The sequence below is a fragment of the Amycolatopsis sp. NPDC005232 genome, assembly GCF_040607795.1.
GTDB lineage: Bacteria > Actinomycetota > Actinomycetes > Mycobacteriales > Pseudonocardiaceae > Amycolatopsis.
In genome coordinates, this window is sequence record NZ_JBEXHL010000010.1 from 200,733 (window position 1) to 214,267 (window position 13,535).

Below are 13,535 nucleotides of genomic sequence, written 5' to 3' on the forward strand. Positions count from 1 at the left end.
GGATGGGAATTTTCATGGCGTGGATGAGTTCGGAAGCCGCTCGAATGGCCGGGTCGGACTTTTTTGACGCCCTCAGGAAAAATGACGTAGTCGTGGAACTTCGTGGAGTGATAGAACGCGGCTGGATCACAGTGGATGGTGCCCATCTACTCGAGGCGTGGTATCGAAGTTACTTCGGCGACCGGGACCGCTTCTCCGAAGTCATCGACTACGAGGCGGCGGTCAACGGCCGCGGTATTCCCGATCTTGATCTGACTGAAATCGGCGAATCGCTGGTTTCACTCCTGCTTGGCAGGGGGGTGGCGTTCGCTTGGGCCGCCCTCCATCAACAAAACGACGATTTGCCGGCCGTCTGGATGGCTGCGTATATCTCCGCTGGACCGACACTGTTCGACCCCGATAAATTCACGGGGAACGTGACGTTCTGCACCGTCCCTCTCGGGCGGCCGGGCTATATCGACGCCCTGAAGGTGACGAAGGAGGATATTGTCGTCGCGCTATTCAGCGAGGACTGCCGACATCCTCTTCCTGCAACTTCCTACCGGTGATCAGGCCGCAACAGAGAACCCAGCCAACCCGCGAAAACCACCTGCGTCTCAGCCAGCACGACAGCCTGATCCGAAGCCGAAGCGATCATCCTCGCCGCCTCCATCACCGCGCTCAAAATCAGCTGCGCCAAAGTACGAATAGGCATGTCCACGATCAACCCCGCCGCGTGCGCCGAAGTCAGGGCCGACACCAGCAACCCCAGCCCGTACTCGCTCTCCATCTCGCGCCAGACGTCCCAGCCGAGCACCGCGGGGGCGTCCGCCAGGCAGATGCGCTGGACCTCCGGCCGAAGACAGGCCTCCAGGAACGTCCCCAGCGCCGTGGTCATGCCGACCAGGGGATCGGCGGACGCTGTCATCACCGCGGAGACCTCGGCTGTCAGTTCGCGTTCCACCGCTTCCACCACGGCGCGGAACAGGCCCAGCTTGTCACCGAAGTGGTGGTAGAGCGCGCCGCGGGTGACGCCGGCCGTGCGGGTGATCTCTTCGGCCGGCACGTCGTGGTAGCCGCGCGTGCCGAAGAGTTCGCGGGCGGCGCCGACGAGGGCTGCGCGCGTGCTGTCGGACCGTTCCTGCTGAGTGCGTCTCACCCGGCCTAATCTGCCATGACGCTCGCGAACTCGACGATGTGCCCGGCGAGCACGTCGGGCTGGTCCTCCGGGACGAAGGTGTACGAGTCGGCGATCTCCACAACGCGAGCGTCCGGCAGCAGTTCGGCCAGCCGGTAGGCGAAGCGGACGGGGAACAGCTTGTCTTCCGAAGCCCAGGCCAGGAGAACGGGCGGCGAAAACGACCGCAGTTTCTCCGCGGCCGCCAAGGTGTGCCGGGGGTGCACCGAGCGCAGCAGCTTGCGCAGGTCGCGTCGCACGCCGGAAGACCCGCGCAGGCGAAGAAGGTAAGACTCGGCCACGGAAGAAGGCAGCGGCTTCTTCGTCACCAACCCGAACAACAGCGGCAACGGCCACAACGCCCGAACCCGCAACAGCTGCCCCAGCACCGCCATCGAACCCGGCACCTTCGCCACCACCGGCAACGGCTTGAAGATCGGCGGGAAGAAGTACTCGAAGCTGTCCGACGGCGTCAGCACCACCCGCGCGACGCGCGACGGGTAGCGGGAAAGCAGGATCTGCGTCACCGCGCCGCCGGTGTCGTTGGCGACGAGCGTGACGTCGTGCAGGTCGAGGGTCTCGAGGAAGTCGCCGAGCAGGGTCGCCATGCCCGGGGCGCTCAGGTCGGCGTCGGCGCGCATCGGGATCTCGTGGGCGCCCATCGGCAGATCCGGGGCCAGGCAACGGAATCCGGCCTCGGCGACGGCGGGCACGACCTTGCGCCACAGCAGCGCGTTGGTGAGCACCCCGTGCACGAAGACGACCGGTCGCCCGGCGCCGCGTTCGTAGTAGCGCACCTCGCCCTGCGGCAGGCGGATGCGGTGGTCCTGTCCGAGTGAGGAAGTCATGCGACCAAGATACATACGTACAGTCTGTATGTAAATGCGAAGGGGACATGACTGTGCCCGCCGCACCCGGAAGAGGGTGCGACGGGCACAGGGGGATGGGTCAGGAAAGTTCAGCTGCCAGCTGCGAAACGCCCCAGCGCAGGTCCTCTTCGGACACCACGAGCGGCGGCGCCAGCCGGATCGTGCTGCCGTGCGCGTCCTTCGCCAGCACGCCACGGCGAAGCAGGCCTTCGCAGACGTCGCGGCCCGTGCGGTCGCGCACGTCGATGCCGGCCCACAGGCCACGCACCCGCACCGCGTCGACCGCCGACGAAGGCAACTCGGCCAAGGCGGAAGCGAAGACCCGGCCCAGCTCGTCGGCCCGGCGCTGCGGCTCGCCGGTCTTCAGCTTCCGCACCACCGCCGTCCCGACAGCGCACGCGAGCGGGTTGCCGCCGAACGTGCTGCCGTGCTCGCCCGGCCGGAACACGCCCAGCACGTCACGGCTGGACACCACGGCCGACACCGGCATGATGCCGCCGCCCAGCGCCTTGCCCAGCACGTAAATGTCGGGCACGACGTCCTCGTGGTCACACGCGAACGTCCGCCCGGTCCGGCCGAGGCCCGACTGGATCTCGTCGGCGACGAACAGCACCCGAGCGGCAGAGCAAATGGCGCGAACCTCACGCAGATATCCCGAAGGCGGCAGCACCACACCGCCCTCGCCCTGGATCGGCTCGATCAGCACCGCCACCGTGTCCTCGTCCACCGCGGCCCGCAACGCCTCCGCGTCGCCGAACGGCACGGTCACGAACCCCGGCGTGAACGGCCCGTGGTCGGCGGTGGCCTCGGGGTCGTCCGAGAACCCGACGATCGTCACCGTCCGGCCGTGGAAGTTGCCGCCCGCCACGACGATCTTCGCGCGCCCGGCCGGCACGCCCTTCACGCGGTAGCCCCACTTGCGCGCCGTCTTGATGGCCGTCTCCACGGCCTCGGCGCCGGTGTTCATCGGCAGCACCATCTCCATGCCGCACAGCTCGGCGAGCTCGGAGGCGAAGGTGCCCAACTGGTTGTGGTGGAACGCGCGGCTGGTCAGGGTCAGCCGGTCGAGCTGGGCGTGGGCGACGGCCAGCAGCTCGTCGTCACCGTGGCCGAAGTTGAGGGCGCTGTAGCCCGCGAGCAGGTCGAGGTAGCGCCGGCCTTCGACGTCGGTCACCCACGCGCCCTTGCCTTCCGTGAGCACCACGGGCAGCGGGTGGTAGTTGTGGGCCAGTGCGGCTTCGGCGCGTTCGATCTCTTCGCCGGTGATGGACATTTCTCTCCGCTTCGAAAAATCAGACGAGGGTTCCGGCCGGCTGCGAGGCCGCCGGCTCGGGTTCGGGCTCCGGCGCCGGCCGGTCCGGGCGGCGCCGGACCTTCTTCGGCCGGTCGAGCAGCTCGGCGACGCGGGAGAGCCCGAAGTTGATGACGATGTAGATGACCGCGGTGAACGCGTAGGTCTGCACGAAGTTGGCGTTGTACTCGCCGATCACCTGCCCGTCGCGCAGCAGCTCCGGGTAGCCGACGACGTAGCCGAGGCTCGATTCCTTCAGCGTGCGGATCACCTGGGTGACCAGCGCCGGCCGCAGCGACCGGAACACCTGGGGCAGGACGACGAGCACCATCGTCTGCCCGCGGCGCAGGCCGATCGCCGCGGCGGCGTCGAACTGGCCGCGGTCCAGCGAGTTGACGCCGGCGCGGACGATCTCGGCGAAGACCGCCCCGGCGTGCAGCACGATCGGGATGGTCAGCACCCAGAACGGCGGGAGGTTCCAGCCGAACATGGGCAGGCCGATGAGGAAGAAATACACGAGCAAGATCAGCGGGATCGCGCGGAAGAGCTCGATCAGCCCGGCGCACGGGATCGAGACCCACTTGTGCGTGGACAGCCGGCCGAGGCCCATCAACGTGCCGAACACCAGGGAGATCGCGGCGCCGGTGAGGCCGACCTCCAACGTGGTCAGCAGGCCCTGCAGCAGGTAGCGGATGTTCGACCACTCGATGAGCGGCGCCCACAGGCGTGCGGTGAGCTGCTGCACGTGGGCGAGCTGGGCGATGGCGCCGCCGACGATGCCGATCAGCGCGACGATGGCCACGACGGTGGCGATCTTCAGCCGCTTCTGGCCTCGGGGCCCGAGTTCGTCGAAAAGGGCGGGGGAGCGCGACTTCATCGTCGGATGCGAACCTTCCGTTCGACGACGCCGGTCAGCTGGCCGATCGTCAGGGTGATCAGGAGGTAGCCGATGACCGCGGCGATGAAGGTCGGGATCGGCTGGGCGAAGTCGAGGTTGAACTGACGCGCCGAACCGGTGAGCTCCTGCACGCCGACCGCCGCGCCGAGTGCCGAACCGAGGCACACGTTGATCAGGATGTTGCCCAGTGGCTGCACCATCGACCGGAACGCCTGCGGCAGCACGACCTGCCGCAGGACGCCGGTGAACGTGAGGCCGATGGCGCGCGCCGCCTCGATCTGGCCGAGCGGTACGCCGGCGATGCCGGAGCGCACCGTTTCGCAGATGTAGGCGCCGAAGTACAACCCCAGCCCCAGCACGACCGACCCGAACAGCGGGACGGTCGCGCCGAGGTAGGGCAGGCCGAAGACCACCATGACCATCACCAGCAGCATCGGCGAGTTGCGCAGGCAGTGCACGTAGAACCCGGCGGCCGCCCGCAGCGGCCCGATCGGGCTGACGCGGCAGACACCCAGCAGGGTGCCGATCACCAGCGCCAGCGGAAACGCGATCGCGGCCAGCTCGAGGGTCGTCAGCAGACCGGTCAGCAGCTCACCGAGGTGCGCGAAGAGCACGGACATGGGGTCTCCGATTTCGGGGTTCGGGTCAGACGCCGGGGACGGAGCCGAGCTTCGGCGGGGTGGGCGGCGGGGTCTTCAGCAGCTTGCCGACGGTGCCCTGCCAGAGCTTGGTCCAGGTGCCGTCGGCCTCGATCTTCTGCAGGAACTCGTCGACGACCTGCTTGAACACCGGGTCGTCCTTGGGCTCGCCGATGCCGAACGGGTTGGAGCCGAACGTCGCGTCGAGCAGCTTCACGTCCGAGCGCGTCTGGATCGCGCCCAGCAGCGAAGCGTTGTTCAGTGTCACGGCGTCGGCGCGGCCCTGCTCCACCGCGGCGATGCACTGCGCGGTGGTGTCGAACAGCACCGGCTGCGCGGTCGGCACCTCGGTGACCAGAGCGGTCTTCGCCGCGCCGGACTCGGTGGCCACCTTCTTGCCGGCGAGGTCCTTGGCGGTCTTGATCGTGGTGTCCGTGGACTTCACGATGATGCCGCTGGCGGCCATGTAGTACGGGCCGGAGAAGTTCACCAGCTTGGCGCGCTCGGGCGTCATCGTGTACGTCTGGATCGCGACGTCGATGGTGTGGTTGCCGAGCAGGCCCTCACGGGTGTCGGAGCCACCGCTCTGCATCCTCGCCGAAGGCTTGCCCAGCAGGTACTTCGCGAGCAGGTCGGCGATCCCGGCGTCGAAGCCGGAGATCTTGCCGGTGGCCGGGTCGAGCTGCGAGAAGCCCAGCGTGTTGCGGCTGCCGGCCCATACCAGCTCGCCGCGCTGGCGGATCTTGTCCAGCATCGGCGAGTGCGGCAGGTTCTGGCCCACCGGCGCGCCCGCGACGGCATCGTCCTGGCTGATCATCTTGGCGACGTCGGCAGCGGCCGGCTTCGGGGCGGCGCCGCCGGGGGCCGTGGCCGGGGCGCTGCCGCACGCGGCGAGCAGCGCGCCCGCGACGACCACCGCGCCCACGGCGGCGGTCATTCTGGTCAGCTTCATTGCTTTCTCCTTGTCACGGTGCGGAATTCAGTGCTGGAGGACTAGTGCTGGAGTGACTAGTGCTGGAGGACTTTGGACAGGAAGTCCCGCGCCCGGGCGGTGCCGGTGCGGTCGAAGAACTCTTCGGGGGTGCCTTGTTCGGCGATGCGGCCTTCGCTCATGAAGACCACGCGGTGGGCGGCGCGGCGGGCGAAGCCCATCTCGTGCGTGACCACGACCATCGTGGTTCCCTCCGCGGCGAGTGAGGTCATCACGTCGAGGACCTCGCTCACCATCTCCGGGTCGAGCGCGCTGGTCGGTTCGTCGAACAGCACGATCTTGGGGTTCATCGCGAGCGCCCTGGCGATGGCCACGCGCTGCTGCTGGCCGCCGGAGAGCTCGGCGGGCAGTTTGTCGGCCTGGTCGGCCACCCCGACTCGGTCGAGCAGCCGTCGTGCGGTCGCTTCGGCCTCACGCTTGGGAATCCCGCGGACGCGGATCGGCCCGAGCGTCACGTTCTCGAGCACGCTGCGGTGCGCGAAGAGGTTGAACGACTGGAAGACCATGCCGACGTCGGCCCGCAGGCGCGCCAGGTCGCGCCCCTCGGCGGGCAGCGGCTTGCCGTCGAGCGTGATGGTGCCGGAGTTGATCTTTTCCAGGCGGTTGATGCAGCGGCACAGCGTCGATTTGCCCGACCCGGACGGGCCGAGGATCACCACGACCTCGCCCTGGTGGATGTCGAGGTCGACGTCGTACAGCACCTGCACCGCGCCGTAGCTCTTGTTCACACCGCGCAGGCTGGCGAGCACGGGTCCGGTCATCAGTGACCTCCGGGGCCGTCGTAGAGCTGCCAGGGCAGCAGTTCGTAGTCGTTCTCACAGGGGTTGCCGACCGCCACGCGGTACTCGCCGCTGGTCAGGTCGACCAGGCTCGAGGCGATCGTCTTGTAGCGCTGCAGCGGGGTGGCGCGCGGATCCACGTGGGCGCACACGCCGTCGGGGTGGCCGACGTGGTCGCTCATCGTCGCGGCGACGACCTTGCGCACCTCGGCCGAACTGGTGGCGTTGCGCGCGGCGGTGAGCCCGCGTTCGATCACCTGCACGCGGTAGAGCGAGTCCACCGGGCGGACTTTGTGCGTGTCGGCGATCTGCGGGGGTACGCCGTACTGGTAGTGGTTGCCGTGCACGAGGATCCCGTTGTGCGGCAGTCCCCAGCGGTGCACCACCGGCGTGGTCTCGTAGTCCACGGCGACCCCGCCGCGGTGGGTCACCAGCAGGTTGGTGGCGATGTGCTGGTGCACGTCGAAGGGCACCTGCAGGGCGCTCTTCAGGTAGTCGTGGTCGAGGATCAGGCGGCGCAGCACCGGCTGCGGGATGCCGATCGGGGTGCCGAAGCGGCCGTTGAGCCCGTTGGCGTTGAGCGCGATGCCCGCGGAGTTGGCGCCGTGGCGGCCGATCTGGCCGGCCTCGACCTGCATGATGATCGTGGGCTTGGGCGGCTGGACCACGCGCACGAGCACCACGGAATCCTGCGTGCCCTCGCGCCAGTCCCAGTTCTGTCCACAGTAGACGTGACCGTCGCCGGTCGCCTCGGGCAGCAGCGCGAAGGAGGAGCAGCCGTCGGCGGGCTCCTCGTCTTCGGCGACGGCCGGATTGAAGCCGCTGTCGTTGTTGCGGACGATCTCGCCGCGCGCGTTGAGCGCGAGGATCTCGTCCTGGTGCACGCCGGCGCCGTCGGCGATCGCGTCCATCTCTTCGAGCAGGTGCGGTGCGACGGCGGCGACGGGTGCGCGCCAGCGCCGGGCCGAGGCCTGCACGTCCGTCCACTCCAGACCCGACGCCAGCCGGAAGGCGTCGCGGTAATAGGCGATCGACGTGCGGATCTCCGCCCTGGCGGCCTCTCCGTAGGCGAGTCCCCGCTCACGGGGGCCACCTTCGATCTGGACCAACCGGACTGCCATGAATACCTCTTTCCCGGTGCTGGCGATTCGTTGAAGGTTTGCGCTACATTCATCAGGAACTTGTAGTGGCAGCTACGGATAAGATAGACCGTGCTACGAAGTTGTCAACACCTGTCGTCGTTACTACATGGTTACGACGGTGCAGGACGGTCCCACGCCATGCCAAGGAGAACCGCTCCATGACGAGCCCCCAAGCGACGCCCGACTCCGCCCGAGTCCTCGACCCGACGGAGTTCTACTACGGCGGGCCGACGCCGTTTTTCGCGCTGCAGAGCGACCAGCGCTTTTCGTACTGCCTCTACGTGCCCAGCGCCCACCGCACCTCCGAGACGCCGCTGCCGCTGCTCGTCCTGATGCACGGCACCCAGCGCACCGCGGAGCGTTACCGCAACGACTACCGCGAGTTCGCGGAGGAGAACGACACCATCGTGCTCGCGCCGCTGTTCCCGGCGGGCATCGCGCAGCCGGGTGACCTGCACGGCTTCAAGCGCCTGAGCTTCGAAGGCATCCGCTACGACCTGATCCTGCTCGACATCGTCGCCGAGGTCGCCGCACGCTTCCGCGTGGACACCGAGCGCTTCTACCTGCACGGCTTCTCCGGCGGCGGGCAGTTCGCGCACCGCTTCGCCTACCTGCACGCCGACCGGCTGGCCGCGTTGTCCATCGGCGCTCCGGGCCGCGTCACGCGGATCGACCCGGACGTCCCGTGGTGGCTGGGCACCGCCGACGTGCGCGAGCTGTTCGGCACCGACGTGCAGGTGGAGACCCTGCGCAAGCTGCCGGTGCAGATGATCGTCGGCGGCGAGGACAAGGACACCTGGGAGATCGCGGAGCCGGGGATCGACGCCGGTGGTGACACGCGCATCGAGCGGCTGACCACCTTGCGCAAGAATTTCGAGAGCAACGGGATCGACGTGCAGTTCGACGTGGTGCCCGGGGTCGCGCACCGCGGGCTGCTGATCCAGCCGGTGGTGAAGGCCTTCATCGCCGGGGAGCTGGCGCGCCGGCCGTAGCGCGTGACGGGTTCACGGGGCACGGCCGCACCGTGGCGGCCTTCCCGTGGGCACGTGGATCGGGAAACGAGGGTGGGATGGGGAACGAGGAAGAGTCGCTGCGCGCACGGATCGCGCGATGCCTGCCGAAGATGTCGCGGGCCGAGCGGACCGTCGCGGAGTACCTGCGCGACCACGGCCGCTACGCCATTTTCGCGACGGCCGAGCAGATCGGCGGCGCGACGGCGACCAGCGACGCGACCGTGGTGCGCACCGCGAAGTCCCTGGGGTTCGCGGGGCTGATGGACCTGCGGCGCAGCCTGGCGCGCGAGGTCGCGCTGGAGACCAGCCCGTCGCACCGGCTGCTGACCGAGCTGCCCGACGGCGCCACCGCGGGCGATGCCGTGGTGGACAAGGTCTTCACCGACGCGACCGAGCGGCTGGCCGCCACCTGGCGGCTCGTGCAGTCCGACGAGTTCCTGCACGCGGTCGACCTGCTGGACGACGCGCGCGAGGTCCTCAGCTTCGGCCTGGGGGCCTCGAGCCTCGTCGCGCGGTACCTGACCATGCGCCTGGTCCGGATGGGCCGACGTGCGCGTTCCACGGGCGCCACGGGGTTCCAGCTGGCCGACGACCTGCTCGGCCTCGGCCCGGACGACGTCGTCGTGCTTTACATCCCCGGCCGGATCCTCGGCGAGATCGAGGTGCTGCTCGGTCACGCCGAGGACGTCGGTGCGAGCGTCGTGCTCGTGTCGAGCTCGCTGGGGCCGTTGTTCGGCTCCCGGGTGGACGTCTCGCTCACTGCCCCGCAGAGCGCCAGCAACTTCACCGGCGAAATGCTGAGCGCGGAGGTGCTCACCGACGCGTTGGTGCTGCGCCTGGCCTCCCGCGACGAAAACCGCGCGACGAAGACGTCGGAACTGCTGACTTCGCTGCGTTCCGACCTGATCAACGGCGATCTGCGTGCAACGCGACTGCCGCGCGGCGACGGGGTCGCTTAACCGGGACTGGCGGTTTTCTCCACGCTGACGGTGGTGAGGTGCCTCCGCAGGTACTCCGCCGCGTCGGCGGTCCGGCCGGTCAGCAGCAGGTCCGCGATGTCGACGTGCTCGCGGCAGCGCACCGCGGCCCGGTCGCGCGGGAGCGTGCGCCGATACTCGATCAGGCGGCGCAGGTTGTCCACGCGGCGCAGCGAGTCGATGAAGAACGTGTTGTGGCTGCACGCCACCACGGCCTCGTGGAAGGCGCGGTTGCGGGCGAACAGCTCGGTGTTGGTCACGGTGTGCGCGGCGCCCTCGGCGAGCTCGAGTTGTTGCGCGCGAACGACTTCGATGGCCGCCTGGTCCACGGCGAAGCCGGGTTCCAGCAGCGCCGCGGGCTCGAGCGCGAGACGGAAGCGGTAGCTGTCCTCATAGGACTCCTGCGACGTCAGCATCGGCTGGAACTCCCAGCCGTAGCCGGGCAGCCGCTCGATCCAGCCCTCGCCGGAGATGCGGCGCAGCACGGCCGTCACCTGGGCCGGCGTGAGGGCGTAGCGGCGCGCCAGCTCGCTCTCGCTCACGCGGTCGGGCAGCTCGCCGTCGAGCCGGTCCGACGCGATGCGCAGGTACTGCTCCTCGTCCTCGTCACCGAGCTCACCGGCTTCGACGGTGAGCTCGGTGACGGGGCGGGCCACGGTGTGGCCGCCGCCGGGCTCGGCGACGGCCACCACCCCTTCGTCCGCCAGCAGGCGCAGCGCCGCGCGCACAGGTGAACGCGAAACACGCAGGTGCGCGGCCAGGGTGCGCTCCACCAGCCGCGTGCCCGGCTCGGCCGCGGTCTCGCGGATGTAGCCCACGATGCGCGCCGCGACCTGCCGGGTGAGCGGGGTCGGGGTCTGTTCCACTTACCCAGGCTAGCGCCGGTGCTCGGCATCCACCCGGGTGGTGGTGCCGGTCGCGACGATCGTGCGGGTGGCCTCCACCGAGGCGTAGGTCCAGAGGATCCGCATCGGCGCCGTCGCCGAGGCGTTGCGGAACCGGTGCGGCACGCCCGCGTCCACGTAGGTGGTGTCCCAAGTGGACAGGTGGTGCTCGGCGCCGTCGATCTCCACGATCGCCTCGCCCTCCAGGATCACCACGCTCTCGGGGCAGTTGTGCGTGTGCAGCGGGATTCCCGCACCACCGTCGAAGAGCGTCTGGCCGTTGAGGAACACCTCGGCGCCCAGTGCCTTGCTCACCAGCGGGATCGTGCGCGCGCCGCCGCCGCGGTCGGCCGCGGACAGCTCGGCCGGCCGCAGCACCACGGACGGGAACGGCTTCTGCTCGCTCATCGGGTTCCTCCGAACCACACGGTCTTCACGTTCACGAACTCGCGGATCCCGTCCGCGCCCAGCTCCCGACCGTAGCCGGACTTCTTGATCCCGCCGAACGGCAGGCGTGGGTCGGAGGCGACCATGCTGTTCACGAACACCGCGCCGGCCTGCAGGCCCTTGGCGAAGCGCTGGGCGCGTTCCGAAGACCGCGTCCACACGGCGGCGCCGAGGCCGAACTCGGTGTCGTTGGCCAGTGCCAGGGCCTCGTCGTCGCCCGAGACGCGCACGATGGCCGCGACCGGCCCGAACGTCTCCTCGTCGAAGGCCGCCATACCCGGCTTCACGCGGTCGAGCACCGTCGGCGCGTAGAAGTAGCCCGGCCCGGCCACAGGCTCACCGCCGGTCCGCAGCACGCCGCCGGCGGCGACGGTGCGGCGCACCTGGTCGTCGAGCCCGTCGCGCAGGTCCTCGCGCGCGAGCGGTCCCACGGTGGTGCCCGCCTCGGCCGGATCGCCCACCCGAAGCCGTTCGACCGCCGCGGTGAAGGCTTCGGCGAACTCGTCGGCCACGGCTTCGTCCACGATGAACCGCTTGGCGTTGACGCAGCTTTGGCCGTTGTTCAGGAACCGCGCGCGCACGGCCGTCTCGGCCGCGGCCGGCACGTCGGCGTCGGCGAGGACCACGAACGGATCCGAGCCGCCGAGCTCCAGCACCTGCTTCTTGAGCGCGGCGCCGGCCTGGCTGGCCACGAGCGCGCCGACGCGCGTCGAACCGGTCAGCGTCACGGCGGCGATGCGGTCGTCGGCGATGAGCTTCGCGACCTCGCCGACGTCGACGAGCAGCGCCCGCACCAGCCCGGCGGGTGCCGAGGCCTTGCGGAACACGTCCTCGATGGCGAGCGCGCAGCCCGGCACGTTGGTGGCGTGCTTGAGGATCGCGCCGTTGCCCGCGGCCAGCGCCGGGGCGGCGAACCGGAAGAACTGCCAGAACGGGTAGTTCCACGGCATCACGGCGAGCACTACGCCGAGGGGCTCGGCCACCACGGACGCCTCGGCCAGCACCGGGCGCTCGGCCAGGTACTCCGCGGCGTGCTCGGCGTAGTGCACGCAGTTGAGCGCGCACTTCTCGATCTCGGCCTCGGCTTCGGCGAGCGGCTTGCCCATCTCTTCGGTGATCAGCCGCGCGTACTCGGCGCTCCCGGCGCGCAGCACCGCCGCCAGCTCGCGAAGCAGCTCCACGCGTTCGGCAAGCGGTTTCTCGCGCCATTCGGCTTGTGCGGCCACGGCCGCATCCAGTGCGGCGTCGACCTCTTCGGCCGTGTGTAAGTCGTAAGTGGACAGTGACTTGCCCGTCGCCGGGTTCACGGACTGGATCATCGAGCACCCACCGGAAGGCCGGTGACGGACTCGGAAACCGCGCCGGCGAACGCTTCGGTGCCGAGTGTTCCGCCGACGTCCGCGGTGCGCGTCGCCGGGTTGTCGAGCACGGTGTCCACCGCGCGGGTCACGAGCTCCGCACCCGCCAGGAGTGCGTCGTTGCCGTCGCGGCGGCCGCGCCAGTCGAGCAGCATCGCCGCGGACAGGATGAGCGACGCCGGGTTGGCCACGCCCCGGCCCGCGATGTCGGGGGCCGAACCGTGCTGCGCCTGGCCGACGCAGACGTCGTGCCCGGCGTTGATCGAGCCGCCGAGGCCGAGGCTGCCGGACAGCTCCGAGGCCTCGTCGGAGAGGATGTCGCCGAACATGTTGGTGGTCACCAGCACGTCGAAGCGCTCCGGGTCGCGGATCAGCAGCGCCGAGGCGGCGTCCACGATCAGCTCTTCCAGCTCCACGTCGGGGAACTCCTGGGCGACCGCGCGCACCTCGCGCAGGAACAGGCCGTCGGACAGCTTGAGCACGTTGGCCTTGTGCACCGCCGTCACCTTGCCGCGGCGGCCGCGGGCGAGCTCGAACGCCGCCCGCGCGACGCGGGCGGAACCGCGCGCGCTCACCTTGCGCACGGACAGCGCGAGGTCGGGGTCGGGCATGAACTCGCCGGTCCCGGCGAACATGTTGCGGTCGGAGTAGAAGCCCTCGGTGTTCTCGCGCACGATCACGAGGTCCATGGGCTTGCGCAGGATGCTCAGGTCCTCGCGCGAACGGCACGGGCGCACGTTGGCGAACAGCTCGAACGTGGTCCGCAGCGCGGCGGACGGGTTGATCCCGCCCTCGTCGCGCGGCGGGTACTCGTAGTGCGACACCGGGCCGAGCAGCGTGCCGTCGACCTCGGGCACCCGCTCGAGGACCGAGGACGGCAGTGTGGTGCCGTCGGTCGCGAGCGAGGCAAGGCCGATGTCGCGCACCTCGAAGCTCAGGCCGAGCCCGAGCCGCCGATCGGCGGCGCCGAGCACGTCCAGGGTCGCCGCCGTGATCTCCGGGCCGATTCCGTCGCCGGGCAGGACGAGGACTTTCACGGACACTCCTTCCGACTGCGGATTTTCCGACTCTGGTTTTTCACTCTAGCAATAT

General features: G+C 69.5%; 15 protein-coding genes. 3 read left to right on the plus strand and 12 right to left on the minus strand.

All coding sequences use genetic code 11. The features are described 5' to 3' along the window. Positions 1–23 precede the first annotated feature (23 nt). Complete coding sequence (locus tag ABZU76_RS20965; RefSeq protein ID WP_354871940.1) at positions 24–548, plus strand: hypothetical protein; 525 nt, start codon at positions 24–26, stop codon at positions 546–548. Here the strand turns inward: ABZU76_RS20965 and ABZU76_RS20970 are convergent. From ABZU76_RS20970 to ABZU76_RS21005, 8 genes are all read right to left on the minus strand, one after another. After that, positions 539–1,138 carry a TetR/AcrR family transcriptional regulator gene (locus ABZU76_RS20970; protein WP_354871943.1) on the minus strand — a complete coding sequence of 200 codons (600 nt, stop codon included), beginning with the start codon at positions 1,136–1,138 and terminating at the stop codon, positions 539–541. The genes ABZU76_RS20965 and ABZU76_RS20970 overlap by 10 nt on opposite strands. 5 nt (positions 1,139–1,143) lie before the next feature. Beyond that, positions 1,144–2,004, minus strand: coding sequence for an alpha/beta hydrolase (locus ABZU76_RS20975; protein ID WP_354871945.1), 861 nt, complete (start codon positions 2,002–2,004; stop codon positions 1,144–1,146). Positions 2,005–2,104: 100 nt separating this feature from the next. Next, positions 2,105–3,298 carry an ornithine--oxo-acid transaminase gene (gene rocD, locus ABZU76_RS20980; protein ID WP_354871948.1) on the minus strand — a complete coding sequence of 398 codons (1,194 nt, stop codon included), beginning with the start codon at positions 3,296–3,298 and terminating at the stop codon, positions 2,105–2,107. Between the two features lie 19 nt (positions 3,299–3,317). Continuing rightward, a complete protein-coding gene (locus ABZU76_RS20985) occupies positions 3,318–4,193 on the minus strand; it encodes an amino acid ABC transporter permease (protein ID WP_354871950.1) in 876 nt (291 codons plus the stop codon). Continuing rightward, positions 4,190–4,834 (minus strand): amino acid ABC transporter permease, encoded by a 645-nt coding sequence (locus ABZU76_RS20990; protein ID WP_354871953.1) that lies wholly within the window; start codon positions 4,832–4,834, stop codon positions 4,190–4,192. Before ABZU76_RS20990 ends, ABZU76_RS20985 begins: the two co-directional genes overlap by 4 nt. A gap of 25 nt (positions 4,835–4,859) precedes the next feature. Continuing rightward, entirely contained in the window at positions 4,860–5,804 is a 945-nt protein-coding gene (locus tag ABZU76_RS20995; RefSeq protein ID WP_354871955.1) for a transporter substrate-binding domain-containing protein, read from the minus strand. Between the two features lie 56 nt (positions 5,805–5,860). Next, positions 5,861–6,604, minus strand: coding sequence for an amino acid ABC transporter ATP-binding protein (locus ABZU76_RS21000; protein WP_354871957.1), 744 nt, complete (start codon positions 6,602–6,604; stop codon positions 5,861–5,863). Continuing rightward, positions 6,604–7,743: a C45 family peptidase gene (locus tag ABZU76_RS21005; RefSeq protein ID WP_354871959.1), complete on the minus strand. Its 1,140-nt coding sequence runs from the start codon at positions 7,741–7,743 to the stop codon at positions 6,604–6,606. Before ABZU76_RS21005 ends, ABZU76_RS21000 begins: the two co-directional genes overlap by 1 nt. Before the next feature lie 179 nt (positions 7,744–7,922). On the opposite strand from ABZU76_RS21005, the gene ABZU76_RS21010 reads away from it, so the two are divergent. Together ABZU76_RS21010 and ABZU76_RS21015 are read left to right on the plus strand one after the other, a co-directional pair. Further along, positions 7,923–8,756, plus strand: a complete 834-nt coding sequence (locus ABZU76_RS21010; RefSeq protein WP_354871962.1) for a PHB depolymerase family esterase — start codon at positions 7,923–7,925, stop codon at positions 8,754–8,756. A gap of 77 nt (positions 8,757–8,833) precedes the next feature. Next, entirely contained in the window at positions 8,834–9,736 is a 903-nt protein-coding gene (locus ABZU76_RS21015) for a MurR/RpiR family transcriptional regulator (protein ID WP_354871965.1), read from the plus strand. Here ABZU76_RS21015 and ABZU76_RS21020 read toward each other — a convergent pair. The 4 genes from ABZU76_RS21020 to ABZU76_RS21035 are packed head-to-tail and all read right to left on the minus strand — an operon-like array spanning position 9,733 to position 13,480. Next, positions 9,733–10,620 carry a GntR family transcriptional regulator gene (locus ABZU76_RS21020; RefSeq protein WP_354871967.1) on the minus strand — a complete coding sequence of 296 codons (888 nt, stop codon included), beginning with the start codon at positions 10,618–10,620 and terminating at the stop codon, positions 9,733–9,735. The genes ABZU76_RS21015 and ABZU76_RS21020 overlap by 4 nt on opposite strands. Positions 10,621–10,629: 9 nt before the next feature. Then, on the minus strand, positions 10,630–11,046 hold the full coding sequence (locus ABZU76_RS21025) for a cupin domain-containing protein (RefSeq protein ID WP_220243438.1): 417 nt from the start codon (positions 11,044–11,046) through the stop codon (positions 10,630–10,632). Then, positions 11,043–12,404: an NAD-dependent succinate-semialdehyde dehydrogenase gene (locus tag ABZU76_RS21030; protein WP_354871970.1), complete on the minus strand. Its 1,362-nt coding sequence runs from the start codon at positions 12,402–12,404 to the stop codon at positions 11,043–11,045. The genes ABZU76_RS21025 and ABZU76_RS21030 overlap by 4 nt, the downstream gene beginning before the upstream one ends. Continuing rightward, positions 12,401–13,480, minus strand: a complete 1,080-nt coding sequence (locus ABZU76_RS21035) for an isocitrate/isopropylmalate family dehydrogenase (RefSeq protein WP_354871972.1) — start codon at positions 13,478–13,480, stop codon at positions 12,401–12,403. Before ABZU76_RS21035 ends, ABZU76_RS21030 begins: the two co-directional genes overlap by 4 nt. Between the last annotated feature and the right edge of the window lie 55 nt (positions 13,481–13,535).

Excerpts from the sequence above, each read along its gene's own strand:
- ABZU76_RS20965 (WP_354871940.1), top strand. The coding sequence starts at position 24 with ATGAGTTCGGAAGCCGCTCGAATGGCCGGGTCGGACTTTTTTGACGCC.
- ABZU76_RS20975 (WP_354871945.1), bottom strand. The coding sequence starts at position 2,004 with ATGACTTCCTCACTCGGACAGGACCACCGCATCCGCCTGCCGCAGGGC.
- rocD (WP_354871948.1), bottom strand. The coding sequence starts at position 3,298 with ATGTCCATCACCGGCGAAGAGATCGAACGCGCCGAAGCCGCACTGGCC.
- ABZU76_RS20985 (WP_354871950.1), bottom strand. The coding sequence starts at position 4,193 with ATGAAGTCGCGCTCCCCCGCCCTTTTCGACGAACTCGGGCCCCGAGGC.
- ABZU76_RS20990 (WP_354871953.1), bottom strand. The coding sequence starts at position 4,834 with ATGTCCGTGCTCTTCGCGCACCTCGGTGAGCTGCTGACCGGTCTGCTG.
- ABZU76_RS20995 (WP_354871955.1), bottom strand. The coding sequence starts at position 5,804 with ATGAAGCTGACCAGAATGACCGCCGCCGTGGGCGCGGTGGTCGTCGCG.
- ABZU76_RS21000 (WP_354871957.1), bottom strand. The coding sequence starts at position 6,604 with ATGACCGGACCCGTGCTCGCCAGCCTGCGCGGTGTGAACAAGAGCTAC.
- ABZU76_RS21005 (WP_354871959.1), bottom strand. The coding sequence starts at position 7,743 with ATGGCAGTCCGGTTGGTCCAGATCGAAGGTGGCCCCCGTGAGCGGGGA.
- ABZU76_RS21010 (WP_354871962.1), top strand. The coding sequence starts at position 7,923 with ATGACGAGCCCCCAAGCGACGCCCGACTCCGCCCGAGTCCTCGACCCG.
- ABZU76_RS21015 (WP_354871965.1), top strand. The coding sequence starts at position 8,834 with ATGGGGAACGAGGAAGAGTCGCTGCGCGCACGGATCGCGCGATGCCTG.
- ABZU76_RS21025 (WP_220243438.1), bottom strand. The coding sequence starts at position 11,046 with ATGAGCGAGCAGAAGCCGTTCCCGTCCGTGGTGCTGCGGCCGGCCGAG.
- ABZU76_RS21030 (WP_354871970.1), bottom strand. The coding sequence starts at position 12,404 with ATGATCCAGTCCGTGAACCCGGCGACGGGCAAGTCACTGTCCACTTAC.